Annotated in this window: 16 protein-coding genes; 3 read left to right on the top strand and 13 right to left on the bottom strand. The window is 62.3% G+C overall.

Annotated elements, in window-relative coordinates:
• Positions 1 to 4: 4 nt before the first annotated feature.
• The 4 genes from HQ912_RS02205 to HQ912_RS02190 form a co-directional block, all read right to left on the bottom strand.
• On the bottom strand, positions 5 to 949 hold the full coding sequence (locus tag HQ912_RS02205) for a hypothetical protein (RefSeq protein WP_173406412.1): 945 nt from the start codon (positions 947 to 949) through the stop codon (positions 5 to 7).
• Positions 950 to 1208: 259 nt separating this feature from the next.
• The gene (locus HQ912_RS02200) at positions 1209 to 2132 is read right to left on the bottom strand and encodes a sigma 54-interacting transcriptional regulator (protein WP_076383250.1); all 924 of its coding nucleotides are present in this window, start codon (positions 2130 to 2132) and stop codon (positions 1209 to 1211) included.
• Positions 2133 to 2178: 46 nt separating this feature from the next.
• On the bottom strand, positions 2179 to 2760 hold the full coding sequence (locus HQ912_RS02195) for an alpha/beta hydrolase (RefSeq protein ID WP_173406411.1): 582 nt from the start codon (positions 2758 to 2760) through the stop codon (positions 2179 to 2181).
• Positions 2761 to 2973: 213 nt separating this feature from the next.
• Positions 2974 to 3219, bottom strand: a complete 246-nt coding sequence (locus tag HQ912_RS02190; protein ID WP_047226798.1) for a DUF2789 domain-containing protein — start codon at positions 3217 to 3219, stop codon at positions 2974 to 2976.
• Between the two features lie 144 nt (positions 3220 to 3363).
• On the opposite strand from HQ912_RS02190, the gene HQ912_RS02185 reads away from it, so the two are divergent.
• The 3 genes from HQ912_RS02185 (at position 3364) to HQ912_RS02175 (ending at position 5461) form a co-directional block, all read left to right on the top strand.
• Positions 3364 to 3888 (top strand): NfeD family protein, encoded by a 525-nt coding sequence (locus HQ912_RS02185; protein WP_047226797.1) that lies wholly within the window; start codon positions 3364 to 3366, stop codon positions 3886 to 3888.
• Position 3889: 1 nt separating this feature from the next.
• Positions 3890 to 4651: a slipin family protein gene (locus HQ912_RS02180; protein WP_047226796.1), complete on the top strand. Its 762-nt coding sequence runs from the start codon at positions 3890 to 3892 to the stop codon at positions 4649 to 4651.
• A gap of 426 nt (positions 4652 to 5077) precedes the next feature.
• Positions 5078 to 5461: a DUF6124 family protein gene (locus tag HQ912_RS02175; protein ID WP_047226795.1), complete on the top strand. Its 384-nt coding sequence runs from the start codon at positions 5078 to 5080 to the stop codon at positions 5459 to 5461.
• 792 nt (positions 5462 to 6253) lie between these two features.
• On the opposite strand, the gene tagQ is transcribed toward HQ912_RS02175, so the two are convergent.
• The 9 genes from tagQ to HQ912_RS02130 form a co-directional block, all read right to left on the bottom strand.
• Positions 6254 to 7183 carry a type VI secretion system-associated lipoprotein TagQ gene (gene tagQ / locus HQ912_RS02170; protein WP_047226786.1) on the bottom strand — a complete coding sequence of 310 codons (930 nt, stop codon included), beginning with the start codon at positions 7181 to 7183 and terminating at the stop codon, positions 6254 to 6256.
• 85 nt (positions 7184 to 7268) lie between these two features.
• The gene (locus HQ912_RS02165; protein WP_173406410.1) at positions 7269 to 8996 is read right to left on the bottom strand and encodes a formylglycine-generating enzyme family protein; all 1728 of its coding nucleotides are present in this window, start codon (positions 8994 to 8996) and stop codon (positions 7269 to 7271) included.
• On the bottom strand, positions 8989 to 10185 hold the full coding sequence (locus tag HQ912_RS02160; protein ID WP_047226784.1) for an FtsX-like permease family protein: 1197 nt from the start codon (positions 10183 to 10185) through the stop codon (positions 8989 to 8991). The genes HQ912_RS02165 and HQ912_RS02160 overlap by 8 nt, the downstream gene beginning before the upstream one ends.
• Positions 10185 to 10901: an ABC transporter ATP-binding protein gene (locus HQ912_RS02155; protein ID WP_047226783.1), complete on the bottom strand. Its 717-nt coding sequence runs from the start codon at positions 10899 to 10901 to the stop codon at positions 10185 to 10187. Before HQ912_RS02155 ends, HQ912_RS02160 begins: the two co-directional genes overlap by 1 nt.
• A complete protein-coding gene (locus HQ912_RS02150) occupies positions 10901 to 13951 on the bottom strand; it encodes a serine/threonine-protein kinase (protein ID WP_173406409.1) in 3051 nt (1016 codons plus the stop codon). The genes HQ912_RS02155 and HQ912_RS02150 overlap by 1 nt, the downstream gene beginning before the upstream one ends.
• Positions 13948 to 14679, bottom strand: coding sequence for a PP2C family protein-serine/threonine phosphatase (locus HQ912_RS02145; protein WP_047226781.1), 732 nt, complete (start codon positions 14677 to 14679; stop codon positions 13948 to 13950). Before HQ912_RS02145 ends, HQ912_RS02150 begins: the two co-directional genes overlap by 4 nt.
• The gene (gene tagF, locus HQ912_RS02140) at positions 14680 to 15333 is read right to left on the bottom strand and encodes a type VI secretion system-associated protein TagF (RefSeq protein ID WP_173406408.1); all 654 of its coding nucleotides are present in this window, start codon (positions 15331 to 15333) and stop codon (positions 14680 to 14682) included.
• Positions 15330 to 18830 carry a type VI secretion system membrane subunit TssM gene (gene tssM / locus HQ912_RS02135; RefSeq protein WP_173406407.1) on the bottom strand — a complete coding sequence of 1167 codons (3501 nt, stop codon included), beginning with the start codon at positions 18828 to 18830 and terminating at the stop codon, positions 15330 to 15332. The genes tagF and tssM overlap by 4 nt, the downstream gene beginning before the upstream one ends.
• Positions 18827 to 20146, bottom strand: a complete 1320-nt coding sequence (locus HQ912_RS02130) for a DotU family type VI secretion system protein (protein ID WP_173406406.1) — start codon at positions 20144 to 20146, stop codon at positions 18827 to 18829. Before HQ912_RS02130 ends, tssM begins: the two co-directional genes overlap by 4 nt.
• Position 20147 lies beyond the last annotated feature (1 nt).

Genomic DNA, 20147 nt, shown 5'->3' with positions numbered 1-20147 from the left:
TGATTTACCGGGCGACCCAGACCGCCAACGTCTCTTCAGTTATCCCGACGCGCAGTTGATGGAAATTTCCAAATACATCACGCATTTCCAGTGCAGCACTGTTTCTATTCTCTCGGACCCACACCGGCCCACCCTTTTTTCCGAACGCGAGAACGAATGCAACCGCGCCCTTTTCGCTTAAATTCCTTCCTACCGCATCCGGCCGTTCCCAACTCAAATAGGCTGACGTTCGTATTGCGCGGCCATCGCCATAGCCCACCACGTAATAACCCGAGTATCGATTGTCCGAGCTTCCTATCTGAAGATGCGTCCTCATATAAAAGTCCGCCACAAATTCCATTCGCTGCTGGTCAACGATCAACTCCAGGACAAAACCCTCGACTTTCGCGATATCAGGCGATTGGCTGGAATAGTAGGCGGGGATGGCGCGAACAGAGTACTGCTCACTTCGGTAAACAGCGGGCGCCAGTGGAATCAATACCAGAGAGCCAAACTCGCTGGCCTTGGAAGATAGAAATCTTTTGCCATCGGCCCGCGTGATGCACAGCTGTAAATCTATCGGTGTGTCGGAACGGGTCGTGACATAAAAATCTTTGGTGTAAACAAACTCACCCGACGGCACCGAGCCTTGGATAGGGCCATTCGGAGGAAGCTGGCGAAAACGGCTGTCCTCCCGCTCGGTGTACCTCCAGTCTTTGATGTCTTCGCGGTGCCGGTCTTTGGTCAATGCCAATCCGGTCAATGCATCGACCAGAACAATGGAGTCCAGCTCGGACTGGCTTAGAGCGACACTGCCCCAGAGCCAGTCTTCGACCTCGACAACCACTTTAACCTTCAATTGCTGATAACCGTTGCGGTACAACTGATTACCGCCCGAGACTGAAAAAATCTTAAAGGTTTTCAGGTCCGACCATGTCGCCACGCCAGGTTCATTATTCTTAAGTTCCATTTTCAAATCCTTAGTCCGTTACTTGATTGATAAGTGGCAGCCTTCCAGTTTTGTCGCCACATTGCTTGCGCCATTTAATTAACCATCACTACGGCGCCACCAATCAAGATCAAAACCCAGACAAATTATTTGAATGACAACTTATAACTGGCCGCAAAATGAAACAGCCCCAACATTTACGGGATCCGCGCAACAACAACGCCGACAATATAAAAATCATCAGTACTCAAATGATTCAGTAACATTATTGACGCAGGCATCAGATCCCGGCGATCCATGTCTTTAATCGCTCAAGTTGTTGCCGGTCACCTTGCCTGATCAACTCAAGAACCATTTGCTCAATCACCGTTGCGGGTGTCGGTTGATGCGGTAAATTGAGATGTTCTGGCAATATTTGATCGCCGGTGCTCACCAGCAACGCAAAATGAATGACGTTCTCCAACTCGCGGGTATTGCCCGGCCAGTCGTGCCGTTCCAGCGCGTGCTGCGCGGCTTCGCTGATCAGCGGCACCGCCAGGCCGAGGCGCTGGCTGTAGATGCCCAGGAAGTACTCGGCCAGGGACAGGATATCGCCCACCCGCTCGCGCAAAGCCGGCAACTCGAGTTGACCTTCACTGAGATAGTCATAGAGCCGTTGGTGGAATTTACCGGCAGCCACTGCTTGCGCCAGATCGATGCTGGTGGCCGCAACCAGGCGCACATCCACAGGGCTGGGCTGGTGGGCGCCGACGCGGATGACTTCGTGGTTCTCCAGAGCCGCCAACAATTTTAGCTGGATCGGCAGCGGTAAATCGCCGATCTCATCCAGATAAAGGGTGCCGCCATTGGCCGAGCCGAACCAGCCGGCGCGGCTACTGGCCGAGCCGTTGTGGCTGCCGACGGCATAACCGAACAATTCGGCGTCGGCGTAAGTCGGGCTGATCGCAGCGCAATTGACCGAAACGAACAGCCCACCGCGAGCGCTTTCACGATGCAGGTAACGGGCAAGCAACTCCTTGCCCGTACCGGTTTGGCCGCGAATCAGTACCGCGATCGAGCGCGGCGCCAGTTGCTCCAATGCGTGGCGTAGTTGCCGCGAACGCGGGTCGACGAACACCAACGCCTTGGCGCGAATGCTCAGGGGGCTTTTTTGTGCGTCGGGAAACGTCAGCAACGGCTGACCCAGTGTTTCATGCAAGCTCATGGCAGACTCCCGCCCCAACCGCCGGGAGACGGGAGGGCAAAAAAATTCAGGCGCGACGCAGGGCGTGGTGCTCCATGCGGGTTTGCAGACGATAGAGATAGGCGAACCCCTGCTCCCAACGCTGATGGCCAGACTTGACATTGATATGCCCCGCCCCGGCCAGAATCCCGGCCTCGGCGCCCCAATGACGCGCCAGTTCAAGCGCGCGCTCAACGCTTACGGCGGGGTCATTGTCGGAACTGACCACCTGGCTCGCAAATGGCAGCAGATCGGTGGGAATCGGCGCGAAATTGCGCAACGCAGGCGCGCAGGCCGGCCGTTCGACATCCGCCGGCGCCACCAGTAACGCCCCGCGCACCTGCTGCAGAAACTGCACCGGCGCGCTGGCCGCCCAATGGGCAACCGTGATGCAACCCAGGCTATGGGCAATGAGGATCACCGGCCTGCTGTCGGCGGCAATGGCTTGGGCCAGCGCCGCCACCCAGTCTTCACGCCGAGGGGTCAACCAGTCGGCCTGCTCGACCCGGGCACTGTTGGGCAGGCTGTTCTGCCAATGGGTTTGCCAGTGGTTTTGCGGCGATCCTTGCCAGCCCGGCACAATCAGGTAGCGAATCGATTCGTTGCGCATGGGTGCTCTCCCGCGTGTCTGTTGCAGGCGAGTATAGGGAGGTGAGCCAGATTGATTAAGGAATAAGAAGCTATTTATTAATAACAGTAAAGAATAACAACCTTTCTCTGTGGGAGCGGGCTTGCTCGCGAAAGCGCTGGGCCAGTTGTCGGTGATGCTGGCTGATACGACGCATTCGCGAGCAAGCCCGCTCCCACAGGTTCTGCTTCCGTGTCACTCGTTGCGTCCCTTGCGCAGCAACACATTCAACTGGTCCACCACTTCCGCCCAGTCCGCGTCCTCAAGGATTTCTTCACGCAGTAACTGCTGCTGGCTTGTGCTCCAGAAAAACGCGTCAGCCAAGTGCAGTTCAGGCTTGAGGGGTGAATGGGTCGTGATGAATTTGTCGATATCAACGGGGTCGTCAGACAGGCCCAATTGTTTGAACAGCGCGGGCAGGCTGTGGATCGGGGATTGCATGCGGGACTCCTGAGCATAGATCGGATGGCTGGGTTACTCCCCGCAGTCTAGCCTCTTGACGACCGCCAGACTGATCAAAATTCGATCAAACCACGCGTGAACTAGACTCTAGATAGAGTTCCCAATCACATCGCGGAGGATCCAGTGAACATTCGCTGTTTGATGGTCGCATTGCTGGCCATGAGCGGGCCCGCATTGGCGGCTGACGGACTCGCGCTACTGACGGCCAATCCCTTGGGTTTCTGGCTGATTGCCGCGGGCGTGGCCTTGCTGATCGCCGAGGCCGCCCTGCCCAACTACGGAGTCGCCGGGTTGGGCGGCATCATTCTGTGCGTCATTGGCGCGATCATCCTGACCAACGCCGATATACCGGTCCCACTGATGATCGTCCTGGGTCTGATCAGTGGCTTTTTGCTGATAGCCCTCCTGGTCCGCGCATTGAAAACCCGACCGCGCCAACCCGTCAGCGGCGATGCCGCGTTGTTGGGCAGCGTCACGGCGGTGACAGCGTTACAGGCCGGCAATAACCATCATGGCTGGATCCAGCTGGAAGGCGAACGCTGGCAGGTGACAAGCGCGATGCCGCTGCGGCCTGGCCAGGCCGTGCGGGTCATCGCACGCAAGGGTCTGCTACTGGAAGTGGCCGCCGCTGATTCACAAGGAGCCTGATATGGGTATGCAAATCGGTTTCACGATGCTGTTGTTGCTGTTAATAGCACTGGCGGCTTCAACGTTCCGGATCCTGCGCGAATACGAACGCGGGGTGGTTTTTCAGCTCGGCCGGTTCTGGCAGGTCAAAGGGCCCGGGCTGATCCTGCTGATTCCCGTGGTGCAGCAGATGATCCGCGTCGACTTGCGCACCATTGTCCTCGACGTACCGGCGCAGGACGTGATCACCCGCGACAACGTCTCGGTGAAGGTCAACGCGGTGTTGTACTTTCGCGTGCTCGATCCACAGAAGGCGATTATCCAGGTCGAAAACTTCCTCATGGCGACCAGCCAACTGGCCCAGACCACCTTGCGCGCCGTTCTCGGCAAACATGACCTGGACCAATTGCTGGCCGAGCGCGAGCAACTGAACAGCGACATTCAGCAAGTGCTGGACGCCCAGACCGACGCCTGGGGTATCAAAGTGGCCAACGTGGAAATCAAGCACGTGGATCTCAATGAATCGATGATCCGCGCCATCGCCCGGCAAGCCGAAGCAGAGCGGGAACGACGGGCCAAGGTGATCCACGCCGAAGGCGAGTTGCAAGCCTCGGAAAAACTCATGCAAGCCGCCGAAATGCTCGGTCGCCAGCCTGGCGCCATGCAACTGCGCTACATGCAGACACTGGGCTCCATTGCCGGGGACAAGACCTCCACCATCGTTTTTCCGCTGCCGATCGAGTTGCTCAAGGGGATGGCGGAGTTGTCGCCCAACAAGTCTTGATCAATTGCGCAGGGCATGGAATTCCAAGCGAAAGATCAAAGGATCGCAGTCTTCGGTAGCTCCTACATCCACTTCTGTAGGAGCTACCGAAGACTGCGATCCTTTGATCTTTTCCCCGCCAAACCCTCGGACATTTCCTTCAATACGCAGCGTTGTTCATGAACTAGGCAGCGATTTCGAGCGCCGCTAACCTTTGTCCGTCATCGCAAAAAACGGTGACACGGACGTGCAAGTCCGATCTAGGAACGCATTCGTTATGGCTATTCGCCGAGCATTTTTCTATGCTCGCCGACTGTTATGGCGGCTGCGCGTGGGAGACTTTCGGGTCTGCCGGGTTCCTGGACCGGTCTTGCACACCTACGTACAGCTGCCACCTTTTTCGAAGTGCAATCGATGGGTGTCAGCTCCACCTCCAGGGAAATCATTATGTTCAAAGCAACACCGAATCCGCCGCAAAGCGGCCATAAATCCCGCGTCGAAGCCCTCGAAGAAAAAAAGCTCGAAGACGCCGCCACCCGCGCCCTCGATTACTACCTCAAACCCCAGCCTTCCTCACCGTCCGAACCTGACAAAAACCAGCTCTTCATTGTCGCCCCCCACATCGACACCGAAACCCTGCTCGCCAACGCCTCAGAAGACCTGCTCTCCATCAGCACCATCGCCGCCGACCTGGCTGACGATGTCGATGACTCACGCCGCTGTGTAGCCCTGGCGATCAGCCGCATGGCCGATGGGGTTCAGTTGTTGGTTGAACGGGCGTTGGATCATTTGGAAACGAAGGAGATGGCGGCGCCTGGGACCAAGGGGTAGAGCTTTGCTTTGATGCAAACTGTGCCGACGCCATCGCGAGCAGGCTCGCTCCCACAATTGGATTGGAGTACGACCGGGAGAACCAGGCCGGCTGTCAGGCCGCCTCGCGAGCAAGCTTTGCTCCCACAAGTGCCTGCTCAAACAGGTCCGATTGATGCACAGCCGCATGAGATAGGTCGGCTGTCAGGCCGCCTCGCTTTTGATTTTGATCTGGGGGCCCCGTTAACCACGCTGGCCGAACGCAGGTATTGCGTAGTGGGCATCCCGGCATGGATGCCGGGATAGCCGCGCTGGGCCATGGATGGCCCTTCGCGGCGGGCCCACGGAGCAATGCCTGCGTTCGGGCATGCCGAGCCTAGGCGAGGCACCGAGTGGTGGGGCAAGACCTTTTGGTTACTTTTGGGGCGTTTGCCAAAAGTGACCCGCCGTAAGGGCGGAACCGCCAGCAGCCGCTACCGCAGCAACGGATATGTACCCAGTCAACCAAATCCTGGCCGGCTATCAGGCCGCCATCGCGAGCAGGCTCGCTCCCACAGTTTGATCGACGTACAACCGAGAGAGCCAGGCCGGCTGTCAGGCCGCCTCGCGAGCAAGCTTTGCTCCCACAGGGGATTGAGAGCAGTCGCGGATATTCAAACCAACACAAAACAAATGTGGGAGCGAGCCTGCTCGCGATGGCGGCGTATCAGTCCACATTGATGCCAACTGAACCACCGCTATCGCGAGCAGCCTCGCTCCCACAGGTTTTTGTGCATTGATCACTCCCTCGAGGGAATGATCAGCAACAGTCAATCAAACATTCGGGCAAGGCACCGGTGCCCAGTCACCCAGGTCCGGGTTTTTGCACATGCTGTTGACCTGGCTGGTGCCGGCGCTGGCGACCTGCTTGCTTTCATCCTGCTTGGCCTTGGCGGTCTGCAGGGTTTTCTCGGTGGTTACCGCTTCTTTCGGCACGGTTGGCAACACCGGTTTTTTCGCCGGTTTCACCGCTTTTTTGGTCTTGGTCGAAGCCACAACCGGCTTGGTTTCGGCGGTCGCTACGGTCACCACGTCAGTACGCTGCACACCCACTTGTTGCAGGTCTTTTTCATAGGCCTGGGTGTAGTTGTTCAGGTCTTCGGCGGCTTTGCCGTTGACTGCGACGATCAGGTCGTTGGACTCTTTCAGGCCGGAGACGATTTCTGCCAAGCGCTTGCGGCCTTCAGTTTCGTTGACGGTCTTGGCCTTGCGGTCGGCCACCAGCTTGGTGAACGCGCTCTGGTAGCACTGCTGCGAAGCCTTGGCGTACGCGGTGCTGCGATCGATATCGGCGGCGCTTTTGTTGACGTCAGCGGCGTAGGAGGCGATGCGCTGGTTGTCATCGGCGATCTGCTTCTGACGCTCGGTGTAGTAACCGGTTGCGCCACCGGCCAAGGCACCACCGGCGGCGCCGATGGCGGCGTTGCGGCCACGGTTTTCCGAATCGGTCAGCGCACCCAACAGGGCACCACCGACCGCACCGACGGCTGCGCCGGTGAGTACCGATTTGGTCATGTTCCCCTCGGTGGAGCGCAAGTGCTGCACCGGCTCGTAGCAGTTAGGGTAGTACTCGACCTTGGTGCTCGACGCGACCTTGGAAGTCGGCGACGTAGCGCAGCCGGTCAGGACGGTGCTGAAGCCGACAGCGACCATCAGCAGGTGACGCTTGGAAACCGAAGCAAAAGGTTTACGGGAGAAAAGCATGATTGTGTTCTCTTTTTAAGTGTTGACCAGCTCAGCACGGCCCACCGCCGTCTGAGTCCCTTCCAAGCTCGCTGACAATCAACGATCAAGACCGCTGACTGCTCGATGCGAGCAGTTCCTTCAATATCGCCGCCGGGTCGGCTCGTTTTTGCTGACGATACTGACCGACATGGCGAACGAATAACGTTGCGCGCGCCACCAGGCTCTTGCCCAGCACCGGCTTGCGCTCCAATTCCTCCTTGATGCGTTGAAACTGCGCCTGGATCACGGCATCGGTGTAACGCGTGCCGGTGGCCAGGTTGTCGATGTAAATCGCCACGGCGCCCTCGAGCGCGCTGCGGCCGTTGTTGATGGCCGTGGCGAACAGCTTGGCGCTGGCCTCGTCCTTGGCGTCCAAGGCCTGCTGGCGACTGTTCTGCAAATTGGTCAGGCGAATGTTGTAGTTATTGATGGTCTCGACCACCAGGGCCGCCGACTGGATCAGGTTGCCCGCCGCTTCCTCGCGCTGCTGGGCGATGAGCGAGACGTTGCGCTTGAGCTCTTCGTTGACCAGCCCTAGCTCGGCCTGCAGGCGTGGGTCGACGCTGGCGGCGATGATGCTGTCCAGGCGCTTGGTCGGGTCTTCGGCTTCATCGATGGCATCAGTCAGGGATGCGAGGCGGCCTTCTTTCTCCCATTGGGCGAACAGCTCTTTGTAACGTGAGCGCGGCGCCGACAATGCCCCGACCGCCACGCGGAACCCGGTGGTTTCGTTGCTTTGCTCGGTGCCGTCGGCGGCGAACAACGGATACTCGCGGCGCATTCCGGTGAACAGCGTGCCTTCGCCTTCCAGGTAGTTACCGCCCTTGACCACGAAGCCACCGTAGGCGCCCTGGCGGCGACCGGCATGCACCAGTTGGAAGGACTCCTGAACCATCTCGGCGGCGTTGCCGATCACGTCGAACAAGCCGATGGGATTTGGCAGTTTGATCCCGACGGGCATCAGCCGCGCCGCCTGGCCGGTGCCGCCAGCGACCTGATTGAACACCGCCCAGTCGGCCAGTGGCCCATCGCTTTCACTGCCTTCCAGACGTCGGGGAAACAAGCGCCCCTCCAAGTCCTGGCGGCTGACGGCTTGCCCGCCACGGGCGGCGAATTCCCACTCGACTTCGGTGGGCAAACGCACGAAGCCCAGCCCGCCGTCTTCGGCGGAGGTGCCGCGACCGCTCACCGGCAGCAGATCCTTGTGGTATTTCATCAGCCAGGCGCTGTACACCGCCGCAAAACGTTCGGCCTCGAACTTGGACAGTTTCACCTTGGGCAAACGCCCGGCCATGCCTTGGGGCAGCTCGGTTTTGAGGGTCTCGCAGGCCGGCGCGGGTTCGCCGCTGGCCAACGACTGCGCCTGGGCCATGACCTGGACGTATTGGCGAGCGGTGACCTCGTATTTGCCGATGAAGTACAGCATCGGTTTGAGCGGGGTCTTGGCGTCAGCCTTGGGCATCAACGGCGCGATGGTTTTGTTCCAGTCCTTGGGCAGGTCCTTGAGGGTGAACTGGCCGTTGATGAAGTCCCGACGGTAACCGGAAATGAACGACTGCTTATAGCCGGCCTCGCCCTCGCTGAACGGGTAGCCAAGGCTGATCTCCCGATCATCCAGGGTGCCTTGGGCGAGGATGTAGACGTAACGGAACACCATTTGCCCTTCGCACGGCAGCGGCAGGCTGACGTCACCGGGCAGCGGTTTGGGGTTGTCCAGTTTGTCGGTGCTTTCGTCGGCCCAGGTTAAACCGGCCAGGCTCAGCGCCACGGCGGCGCCCAATAACTTATACATCGCGAATTCCTTCACACGCCTGGATGCGCGCCACCCGCCAGCCACCACAAGCCGCCGCCACGGCGCTGACGCCGAGCACGGCCACCAGAGCCAAGGTGTAGTGACGCGGCAACAGATGGCTGGCGTACTCGCCCGGCAACTGCGCAAATAAATAATTGAGGCCCGACTGCGCCAGGCCATACAGTCCGGCACTCAACAAGGCCGCCAGTGCGGCGCTGTAGAGCGCCTGCAACACCACGAACAACAACAGCGCCGCCGTAGAAACCCCCAGCAGGCGCAACACCGACAGTTCCCGGCGCTTACGCTCGACCGCCGCCAGGGCACCGGCAAAAATCGCCGCGAACGCTCCCGCCAACGCCAACCCAGCGATGATCCAGAACACAATCGACAGGTTGCGGCTCAGCGATTGCACCTGTGCGATGGTCTGGGCCTGGGTGGACACCAGCAGGTTCTGCGCCGCGAAATACTCGCGCAGCGGCTCCACATCACCCAGGTTGCGGGCGTACAGGCGAAACGCCGGGTAGACCCGCTGCGCGCTCTGCCCCACCGCGTCGCCCGGCCAGCCGAACGCGGGCACGGCGCGACCGTCGCGGTAATCCTCGGCCGCTTCCAGCAGCGCCAGCGGCGCGAACAAACCATCCCGGGCAAAGGCTTGCAGCGGCAGTACGTGCAACACCTGCACGCGCGTGCGCTGCGCCTCGCTACGACCGGCCACCTGCCGACCGAAACTGGCCTGCAGCCAATCACCGGCCCTGGCGCCGAGTTTTTCGGCGGCGGTGTGGCTGAGCACCACTTGATCCAGGCCTTGCGGCACCGGCAGGCGCTCAAACAAAGGATCATTGGCCGCCGTGGGGATCATCTCGACGGTGACGGGCTCAGCCTCGCGGCTCAAATCCGCAGTGGCCGCAATCTGCCGCGTGCGGGCCAGGGCAAACGCCACGTCGTTGCGCCGGCCCAATTGCTCGACGAACTCAGCGCTGAACCGGCCGCCACCCAACGGGATGATTTCCCGGGTAGCCGGATCATTCTCGAGGCGCTCGGTGAGGCTGCTGACCAGACCGAATTTCAGGCCGAACAACACCAGCAACGGCGCGACCACCGCCACCAGCGCCAGCACCGAACAGGCCGACAGCCAGGCGTCGTTGCGGTAATCCTGCCAGGCCAGGGAAGCCACCAGCGCGCCGCGCATCAGCAAGCCTCCCCGAGGGTTGCGGTGACGCCACCATCGGCGTCGCGACGACAACTGATGCGCCGCACCTGCAAACCGCTGGCGCGGGCCAGTGACTCATCGTGGGTGGCGACCACACAACACACACCGTGATCGCGGGCCTGGGCCACCAGCAACTGCATGACCCGCTCAGCGTTCAGTGGGTCGAGGGCTGCGGTGGGTTCATCCGCCAGCAACAGGCGCGGCCCATGCGCCAAGGCGCGGGCGCAACTGACCCGCTGGCGCTGGCCGACGGACAAATCCGCCGGCTTCTTGCCCAGTTGGTCGGCGATGTCCAGTTGACCGACCAGGCGCGTGACGCTGCCGTCATCCGCCATGCCAAGCAGTTTGCGCGACAACTCGATGTTGCCGCGCACGTCCAGAAAACCCAGCAAACCACCGGTTTGCAGCACATAACCCAAATGCCGGCTGCGCAGGTCCGCCAAGGTGCCCTGCTGCCCCGCACGCCACAGCGCGGCGATGTCCAACGGCGTGTTGGCCGGTATGAAGTCAAACTGCCCGGCCTGATCCGGCGCCAGCACCAAGGCCAGCAGATCCAGCAAAGTGCTCTTGCCGCAACCGCTGGGGCCGACCACCGCCAGTTGTTCGCCGGCACGCAATTGCAGCCGTGGAATCACCAGGCTGTAGCGCTGGCTGCCGACGCCCCGGCTTTTGTGTACGGCGCTCATATTCAGCATCACGGCAGCGTCGACAATGGAACGCGGTACAGGGCATCGCCCGGCTCGGCATCGCCGAACCGCACCCAGTTGGCCAGATCGTTGTGGAAGGTCTCGTAGAGGCGGATTTTCGAATCCAGCTCGTCGATGAAATCTTCCTGCTCGGCCACGCTCAGGGACAGCCACAAATCCTGGGTCATGTTCAGCGACTTGCTGCGGTACGGCAGCCCTTCGAGGTACTCACCGAGAATCCCGCCATCAGCCAGGTTGCCGCCCTTGCGCAACGCCGAAGGATCACGGCTCATGTAGGCACTGGCGCTGGCGATTTCCTGGAAGAAATCCTTGGGCGAAGTCTGGGTCTTGCGCGCCGCATCGACGATCAGCTTCAGCGACTGCTGCAAGTCGTTGAGTTGCAGTTTGGTCAGCATCACGCACACCTGGAACGCCGGCAGCGCCGGGTTGGTCAGGTCACGGTCGGCAGTCCAGGCGCTGACCAATTGCGGGGCCTGGCTGGCGGATTTGCGTCCCAAAAAGTCCATGTGCATCGCGTAGCCCACCGCCGCCGATTTATCGCTCAGGCTCGGCGCCGCGCCCAACTGCGGCACGCTTTGCGGTTTGTTGCTGCGCACCTGGTGCACCAGGTCGGCGAACACCGAGCCGATCTCGTCGACGCGCTCACCCAACTTGCGCACATCGGCGCCCGGCACCGGAATGTACAGGTCACCGATCTGCGGGTTGGCGTCGGCGGTCAGGGTGCGATATTGGCTCTGCGCACCGCCGTGTGTTTTCTTGCCAGCGTCGCTGAGCAGGTGCAGGGCGTAGATCTTGATCTGTTTACCCAGCGCCGCCTGCCGCACTTCGGCCTCGTTCATTTGCGTGGCGGCAAACGGATCGTTCTTGCGCAGGGCGCCAGCGTCGGTGACCAACAGAATCAAGCGCCCGCCATAACCGGACCAGTCCATGCCCTCCACCGCTTCCATGACGCCGGCAAACGCATCCTCGTTGAACGAATGGCTCGACACCGTGGACGCCTTGACCTGTCGCGCCATCTCCATGAAGCGTTGCGGGTCGCGGCCCTGCTCCAAGGTGATCAGGGTCTTGGCGACGTATTCCAGGCCGGGGGTTTTCTGGGTGCTGCTGCGAAAACCCACCATGCCGAAGCTGACACTGTCCAGCTCGCCACGCTCGGCGATGCGGCTTTGCAGCTCGTGGACCACGTCGCGGACCTGATCGATGTAGGGCTGCATCGACACGGTGGTGTCCACCACCAGCACCACGGCGGTACGGAACGCGTCGGCGCTGGCGGTGCTGATGGGCGTGTTGGGGGTAGCCTTCGGCGTGTTGCCGGGATCGATGGAGGCCACGTTCAGCAGCTGCACCGGTTGGCCGGTCTCATCGAAGCTTTCGCGGGAATCGAAGATCGGCAACAGGTAGAACTGATTCTGCGGCACGGCGCTGGCGGCCGGTTCCAGGGCCAGCACTTGCTGATTGTCTTCACGGTTCTGCTGGGCCTTGAGCAAGACATTCCTGGCCGCCGAAGGGTCGGCCAGCAGCTTTTCCACTTCGCCGGGCTGGCGCAGGAACATTACCGGCGCACGGCCGGAACGCTCGGTGAACTTGAGCACCAGGCTTTGCTTCCAGTCGCTGACCTGCGTGGCCGGCAACCAGCCGTCGCTGCGCCCGTCCGTGGCCGCGCCGACCCGCAACCAGGGGCTGCCATCGAGGTCTTTACGCTCATACACGTACAGCACGGAAAACGCCGGCAACGCCTTGCCCGGCGCAGCGCCCGCTTCTTCAGTGAGCTTGGCGCCCGGTTTGCTCAGCACTCGCTGGAACAGGGTTTTCTTGCCAGCCATCAACAATGGACGCTGGCCGCCATCGGCCTGCGTTGCCACAGGCGGTTTTGCCGGGGGCACTTCCGGAGTTTTCACCGGTGGTGGATTTACCGGCGGCGTCGAGACAATCGGCGGCTTCGTGGCTTCTCCACCATCGCCCGACAGCCACCAATAAGCCCCACCCCCCAACGCCAGCGCCACGGCCACCGCGACGGCGGCCAGGGCGAATAGCGGGGTCTTGGGCTGCGACGAAACGCTAGAGCGTTGAGTCGGGCTCACCGGCGGCGGGGTTGGCTTGGGCTGGGATTGCGGCTGTGCCGGCCCTGTCGGAATATCGATGGACACCGGAGTCAATCCAGCCAGGTCATCGCCGCTCGGTGGCGTCGACACGGGCAGCGGCAACGGCCGGATCAGCGTCGCTTGCGCCGACTCCTCGGGCAGATTGTCCAGCGCCCGCAAGAGAGCCGCTGCATCCGGGAAACGCTCCGCCGGGTCTTTGGCCAGCAGTTTGCGCAGTACGTCCTGGTAATGACCGTGATGCACCGGCAACTCCGGCAGCGGTTCGGTCAAGTGCGCCAGGGCCGTGGACAGCGCGTCGTTGCCGGTATACGGCAGTTTGCCGACAAGGATTTCGTAGAGCACCACGCCCAGGGCATACAGGTCGGCCCGACCGTCGATGTCTTGCCCACGGGCCTGTTCCGGGCTCATGTAGCTGGGCGTGCCGACGGCGAAACCGGCCTGGGTGAATTGGGTGCGGTCGTCCAGGGACTTGGCGATGCCGAAGTCCGAGAGCACCGCCGTACCGTCAGCGCGGAACAGGATGTTGGCCGGCTTGACGTCACGGTGCACCAGGCCCAAGCCATGGGCGTAGCCCAGGGCCGAGGCAATCTGGCGGATGTAGATCAGGCCCTGCTCCGGCGACAGGCCGGCGGCGATGCGCTCCTTGAGCGTGCCGTTGGGCAGGTATTCCATGGCCATGTAATACAGCTCACCGACGTTGCCGATGTCATGGATGGTGACCGTGTGCGGATGGGACAGACGCGCCAGGGTCTTGCCTTCGCGCAGGAAGCGCTCGCAGAACGTCGGGTCGGCCGCCAACGCGGCCGCCATGACTTTCAGCGCCACCTTGCGCTCCAGCGAGCGCTGGGTCGCCAGGTAGACGCTGGCCATCGCGCCTTCACCGATCGGCCCTTCGATGTCGTAGCCAGGGATGACAATGTTCAAGGTCAAGCTCATGACGGCACCTTCACGACAACCACAGTGATGTTGTCCGGCGCGCCACGCATCAGGCCCAGGGACACCAGGCTGCTGGCGATCTCACCGGGATCGTCGTGGTTCAGGACTTCACGGATTTCATCGTCCTCGACGGTCTTGGTCAGGCCGTCGCTGCACAGCAGGTAGCTGTCGCCGGGCACCAGCAGCAACTCGACCATCGCCAGATTCAGTTGCGCCTCGACCCCGATGGCACGGGTAACGATGTTGGCCCGTGGATGCACCCGGGCTTCGGCTTCGCTGAGCAGGCCACTGTCCTGCAGGTCCTGGACGTAGCTGTGATCGCGGGAGATGCTGTCGAGCTTGCCGTCGCGCAGGCGATACAAACGACTGTCACCGGCCCACAGGCACATGCCGCGCAGGTCCCGCGCAACCAGCACCACCACAGTGCTGCCCATCATGGTCACGCCACGGTTGGCGGTTTCTTCACGCACGGCGGCGTTGACCCGCAGCAAGTCGCTGTGCAGCGCGGCGACGTATTCGTCCAGCGAACGGCCCGCGGCAATGCCGCGCAGGCTGTCGACGATCAGACTGCTGACGTAGTCGCCCGCCGCGTGCCCACCCATGCCATCGGCGACCACCCACAGGCCGTTTTCCGGCAGTTCCAGGCACGCGTCTTCGTTGACCTGGCGAACCATGCCGACATGGCTCTTGCTTGCAGACTTGAAGGCTTTCCCAGCACTTGGACGCATCTACACAACACCTTCTTGGCCGAGCAAAAATTGCGCAAAATCAGCGGCGGCCGGCAAACCCTGGCAGCGCATCAGACCGGGCGCGATACGTTCCGAACCCTGGCCCCACCACACGCTCACGCCTTCGCAGGCCGCTTCGGCCAGGGCGCTCATGCGCCGCTGCGGGTCGGTGGCGTCGAAGCGATGCAGGCTGGCAAAGCGGCTGCCCGGCGTGCGCGGCAGATACATCGGGCTGCCGAGGGTCTCCAACTGTTCGTTGAACGCTTCGAAACTGGCCTCCACACTCAACGTGCTCAGCAACAGGTTCTCCACCCGCTCAAACCACTCGTCCGCACCGCCCACCACGGACGCCGGGTCCGCGTCGGGGTCCAGCAACACCGCGACGGTCAGCGGAAAATAACGGCCGACCCGATCGATACTCGGCATCACCACGCCCACGGCGGCGTCGGGCCCACAGACCCCGGGCGCGACCATGAAGCGCCACAGCGGGCTGACCAGATAGGCATCCAGCCAACGCTCGCCCAGGCCGGTCTGGCTGGCGAGCAATCCCGCCGCCAGCCACGAATCCCACGGGCCGATAAAACTCTGGGGCAAGCCCCGGCTGACGAAGTCCCCGCGGCTGGCCAACTTTCCATAGAAGCCCGGTGTACTCATAGACGCTCCGGCAGGCTGAAGCCGCTGAGCACGCGGCTCTTGAACGGGTTGAAGGCACTGTTGGCCCGCAGCTCGTAAGAGGCGCTGGCGCCGTCGACCCGCAGCCGCAGGTTGAAGCGGTCTGGCGAGTTGCCGGCGGTCAGGTCCGATTGTTCCAACAGGCGGAACCAGGCCCACGGGCCGTCCAGAGTGATACCAGAACGACCATTGGTCGAGGGCGGCAGGATCGAGATCCGTACCACGCCGATGCTGCCGGGGTTGGGCCACTGCATGGCGGTCGGACGACTCGGGCCGTGGTCGTAGCTCAGTTGCTGGCCGTCGAGGTCGAGCAAAAACTGGGTGATGGTCGAGTCCATCGCCACCGGCTTGAGCTCGAAGCGCACCATCGGCTGGGTGCCGCCGGAACGGAAAAACGCATCGCGGATGGTGGCCGCACGCTGGAAGGTTTGCAGCACGCCAGGGGCGATACCGAGCTTCTGTGCCGCACCCGGCTGCCAGCGCCAGGCCGGGGTCGAGGTGTCGACGTAGGGCTGCAGGTATTTGCGGAAGTAGTTGTCCATCACCCCGCCGACGCCGAAGAACTGACCGAAGTCGTCCAGGGTTGCGTCCCGCGCACTGCCCGGCGACATGGGATAACGACCGGCCAGGGACTGGCGGTAGATGTTCACCACTTCGCTGGTCCAGGCGGCGTTCAGTTGATTGCGCACCCCGCCCATCATGCTGTTGGTGGTGGAGTTGACCACCGATTTGACCAGGCCTTGCACCAGCGGCGGCTGGCGTTCGGCGTTGAGGCTGACCCGTGTGGCAGCAGCCTGGGCCTGGTTCTTGGCTTCGCCGAGCAGGGCGTCGCCGCTGGCGCCGACCATGGCGCTGACCTGCACGTACAAGGCATTCATGTCGGCGAGCAGGCCATCGATAGCCGCCGGTTCGCCTTCATTTTTGCTGACGATGCTGTTGAGCTCGGCGAAATGCGCAGTGACCGGATCAACGCTGGCCTGGGGTGCGTTTTGCGCCGCTTGCTCCTGGCCGAGCAAGCTGCCCAGGCGCTCCTTGAGCTTGTCCACACCGCCTTCGACCTGCTCGCCTTGGGCCGCCAGCAAGCGTTCCTCCTGTTGCAGGTCGGTCTCTTTCGCCACCGCCACCAGCAGTTTTTTCAACGGCGAACTTGGCCCGGACAGGACCCGCAAGACATCGGCGGCCTGGGCCACGCTGGTGATCGGCACAAAGTCGATGTCGGCCAGCAAGGCGTCCCATTGGCGCTGATAGTCCTGGAAATACAGGCGGCGCACTTCGGCGGCCAGGCTGGCGACGTCCTGCTGCCCGGCCTCGTCGCGACCCAACACCCATTGCTCTTCAGCCAGCGTTCCAGCCTGGTTCAAGCTGGTGAGCAAAAAGCCCTGACGGTAGCCCTTGACCGTGAAGAACCCGCTTAGTGGCTCGCCCAAGGGTTTGCCGCTCTTGCGGCTGAACACCAGCGCAGCGTCGCGCCCGGCGGCTTCGTTGAGGCGAAAATCGGCGATGCCCTCGGGCAGTTTCTGGCGCTTGACCCGGTCATAGACGCGCTGGGCCACGGGCAGTTGCTGCAATTGCCGGCGCAGGTCTTCGATCAAGCGCGGGTCCAGGCGGGCGGTGGGCGGACGACGCTCGAACAGCGCCTGTAAATGCTCGCCCAGGGCCAGACGTTGATCGGCCGGCAGGTCACGCGGCAGGCTGCGGTCCCAATCCAGAGCAACCCAGGCCTTGATGAAGTCGGCATCGTAGTGCTCGTTGTCAGCGAGCATCAGGTAGGCCTTCAATCCTTCATAGAGGAAATCCGAACTGCCGCCGCTGTGCAGTTGCTCTTCGATACGTGTCAGCAAGCGTGGCGCGAACACGGCGATCAGCAACTTGCGATAGACACTGCCGGACTCGGCTTCGAGCATGTCGCCCTGATACAGACCCAGGCCCTCGGCCCAATCGGGCGCGTCGTCGGCCAGGTGCTTCACGGCGTTGAGCAATGGCAATACGGCGAGGACATCGCGTTGTGCCGGACTGAGGCTCTGCACGGCCTGACCCAGCGGCGCGACTTTCTGATCGACCTGGGTGATGTACGCCTGGTTGGCCCGACAGCTGATCCACCACAACGTCGAAACCACCAGCACCAAAGCCACAGTGGAGGCCAATACGCCCCGGGCGATCCACTTGCGTCGACGCTCGACCTTGGGATCGACGCCCACCAACCCACGCTCGGCGAACGCCACGGCGGTGAAGAGTTTTTCGATGAAGTAACTGCGCCCGGTGCCGGTCTGGCGTGCCAGGTGCTGACGGTCCAGATTCATGCTCTGGGCCATGGAGCCGATCAAGCGATCGATCGGGCTGCCTTCCTGGGTGCCGCTGGTGAAATACACCCCGCGCAGCAGCACACGCTCTTCGAAGGCATTGGGTTTGAACACGCCTTCGAGGAAACTTTGCAGACAATCTTTCAGCGCGCCGAACTGTTGCGGGAAACCGTAGATCAAGTCGCGCCGCGCCGGGTCGCGCTCTTGCTGCAAGCGTTCCACCAGGCGGTCGTTGAGGCGCTGCTCAAGGCCGGCGAATTCGCTTTGCAGATGCGCCAACGGGCTGTCGTTGCTCTTGCCATCGTCCAGGGCGAAGGTCATGCCCCAGACCTGGGCGCGCTCTTCCTTGCTCAGGCTGTCGAAGAACTCCATGAACCCGGGCACCAGGTCGAGCTTGGTCAGCATCAGGTAGATCGGGAAGCGTACGCCCAGTTGGGTGTACAGCTCCTGGATGCGCAAGCGAATCGCCGCAGCATGAGCCGCGCGCTCGGCGTCGCTGCCCAGCAGCAGGTCCGACAGACTGATGGCAATGAACGCACCGTCAATCGGGCGACGGGCGCGTTGTTTTTTCAGCAGCCCGAGAAAGCCCAGCCACGCGGCCTTGTCGACAGTCGCGTCGCTGTCCTGAGTGGTGTAGCGGCCAGCGGTGTCGAGCAGCACCGCCTGGTCAGTAAACCACCAATCGCAGTTGCGCGTGCCGCCCACGCCCCGTACCGCGCCGGCGCCCAGTTGCGCGGCCAACGGGAAATGCAGCCCGGAGTTGACCAGCGCAGTGGTCTTGCCCGAACCCGGCGGGCCGATGATCACGTACCACGGCAGTTCGTAGAGGTTGCGGCGCTCGTCCCCACCCAGCTTGGCTTTCTTCAACAGCGCCAAGGCTTCGTCCATGCGCTGGCGCAGGGTTTCGAGTTCTTCGGCCGTCGCGATGCTGGTAGGGTCGGGCGGGGTTTGTGCGGCCAGGCTGCGCATGACTTCGGCGGCCTGCCGGCGCGCCTGGATGATGCGAAACACCCGGTAGGCGATCCACACCGCAAACACCAGGATGATCAACGCCCAACGACGGCCTTCGGGCACCAGCCAGTCCAGCAACGGGCCGACGAACCAGATGATCAGGCTCAGGGCGATCAGCCCCAGCAGCGGGATGACCCAGCGGATCATAAAACTGAAAAACGCCTTCACTCGACCCCCTCCGCCAATACTGTGATTTCAACCCGACGATTGCGCGCACGCCCCCCTGCGGTGGCGTTGGAAGCCAACGGCTCGGTGTCGCTGCGGCCTTCGGCGCTGAAGCGCTCGGCCTGGCCGGTCTTGGCCGAAAGGATTTGCAGCACCGACTTGGCCCGCGCTTCGGACAACGCCCAGTTGGATGGGAACCTGAGGGTGGCAATCGGGCGATTGTCGCTGTGGCCGGTCACCAGGACCTGGCCCTTGACCTTGCGAATGGCATCGGCGATGCGCAGCATCAGCGGCTCAAGATCGTCGGAGATGCTGGCGCTGCCCGAGGCGAACAGTTCATCGCCACGGATGGTCACCACCGAGCGATCCACGGCATCTTCCACCGCGACCCGACCGGCCCGGATTTCATCGGCCAGGAAACCGGCCAGGCGTGGTCGCTCGATTACATTGGGCTGCACCACGGGGCGGTCGATGGCCTGCACCGGGATTTCTCCCAGGGCATGGATGTTCTTGAACACCGGCTCGGCATCGGAAGCCAGTTTCATGCGCAGACCGAACAGCAGCGCTAGCAACAAGGCCGCGCCGATGGCTACGGCGATCCACGGCGGCATGAATTGCGCCAGCCGATCCCGGGCCACGGTGACGCCGCGCCAGTGCGGCGACAGCTCACGCTCGTAGTCGCCACGGGCGCTGCGGATCACCGCGCTGGTGCGCTCGCGCAAGGCTTCCAGTTGGCTGCGCCCGTCGTTCATCACCCGGTAGCGCCCTTCGAAACCCAGGCACATGCACAGGTACAGAAGCTCCAGTAGGTACAAGCGTTCCCGTGGACTTTGCAGGCAATGCTCCAGAAGCTGGAACACCTTCTCACCGCCCCAGGCTTCGTTGTGCACGGTGATCAGCAGGCTCTGTTTGCCCCAGTCGCTGGTGCCGCCCCAGGGGGTACTCAACACGGCTTCATCCAGGGCGGTGCACAGGGCGTAACGAGCCAGCAGCACGTCATTGCGCACCACGCCGGCGGCTTCGGCGCGCTCCTCGAATTGACGCAGGTACGCCAACAGTTGCGCCCGCAGACTGGCCGGAGCCGGATGGGCAATGGTGTTGCGCAGGCGCGTCAACAGCGCCAGCAGCGGACCGGCCGCGCTTTCCAGCGGGTTGAGGCCTTGGGCCTTGCCGGTCAGGACCGGGGCGGCCGGCATCGATAGCGGTGCGGGCGCCGGCTGTGGACGACCAGGGTCCGGACGGCCAGAGTCCGGGCGGAATGGGTCGGCGCCACGGCCACCGGGCGTCGGCATGAACTGAGTACGATCGTCGTTGCTCATC

It is taken from the genome of Pseudomonas sp. MPDS, assembly GCF_013283895.1.
GTDB classification, from domain to species: domain Bacteria; phylum Pseudomonadota; class Gammaproteobacteria; order Pseudomonadales; family Pseudomonadaceae; genus Aquipseudomonas; species Aquipseudomonas rhizophila.
The sequence above is the reverse complement of the archived record's forward strand: the minus strand, read 5'-3'. Positions and strand labels throughout refer to the sequence as shown.

What these genes read in the sequence shown, in the direction of transcription:
- HQ912_RS02205 (WP_173406412.1), bottom strand. Translation starts at nt 949, where the DNA reads ATGGAACTTAAGAATAATGAACCTGGCGTGGCGACATGGTCGGACCTG.
- HQ912_RS02200 (WP_076383250.1), bottom strand. Translation starts at nt 2,132, where the DNA reads ATGAGCTTGCATGAAACACTGGGTCAGCCGTTGCTGACGTTTCCCGAC.
- HQ912_RS02195 (WP_173406411.1), bottom strand. Translation starts at nt 2,760, where the DNA reads ATGCGCAACGAATCGATTCGCTACCTGATTGTGCCGGGCTGGCAAGGA.
- HQ912_RS02190 (WP_047226798.1), bottom strand. Translation starts at nt 3,219, where the DNA reads ATGCAATCCCCGATCCACAGCCTGCCCGCGCTGTTCAAACAATTGGGC.
- HQ912_RS02180 (WP_047226796.1), top strand. Translation starts at nt 3,890, where the DNA reads ATGGGTATGCAAATCGGTTTCACGATGCTGTTGTTGCTGTTAATAGCA.
- HQ912_RS02175 (WP_047226795.1), top strand. Translation starts at nt 5,078, where the DNA reads ATGTTCAAAGCAACACCGAATCCGCCGCAAAGCGGCCATAAATCCCGC.
- tagQ (WP_047226786.1), bottom strand. Translation starts at nt 7,183, where the DNA reads ATGCTTTTCTCCCGTAAACCTTTTGCTTCGGTTTCCAAGCGTCACCTG.
- HQ912_RS02165 (WP_173406410.1), bottom strand. Translation starts at nt 8,996, where the DNA reads ATGTATAAGTTATTGGGCGCCGCCGTGGCGCTGAGCCTGGCCGGTTTA.
- HQ912_RS02160 (WP_047226784.1), bottom strand. Translation starts at nt 10,185, where the DNA reads ATGCGCGGCGCGCTGGTGGCTTCCCTGGCCTGGCAGGATTACCGCAAC.
- HQ912_RS02155 (WP_047226783.1), bottom strand. Translation starts at nt 10,901, where the DNA reads ATGCTGAATATGAGCGCCGTACACAAAAGCCGGGGCGTCGGCAGCCAG.
- HQ912_RS02150 (WP_173406409.1), bottom strand. Translation starts at nt 13,951, where the DNA reads ATGAGCTTGACCTTGAACATTGTCATCCCTGGCTACGACATCGAAGGG.
- HQ912_RS02145 (WP_047226781.1), bottom strand. Translation starts at nt 14,679, where the DNA reads ATGCGTCCAAGTGCTGGGAAAGCCTTCAAGTCTGCAAGCAAGAGCCAT.
- tagF (WP_173406408.1), bottom strand. Translation starts at nt 15,333, where the DNA reads ATGAGTACACCGGGCTTCTATGGAAAGTTGGCCAGCCGCGGGGACTTC.
- HQ912_RS02130 (WP_173406406.1), bottom strand. Translation starts at nt 20,146, where the DNA reads ATGAGCAACGACGATCGTACTCAGTTCATGCCGACGCCCGGTGGCCGT.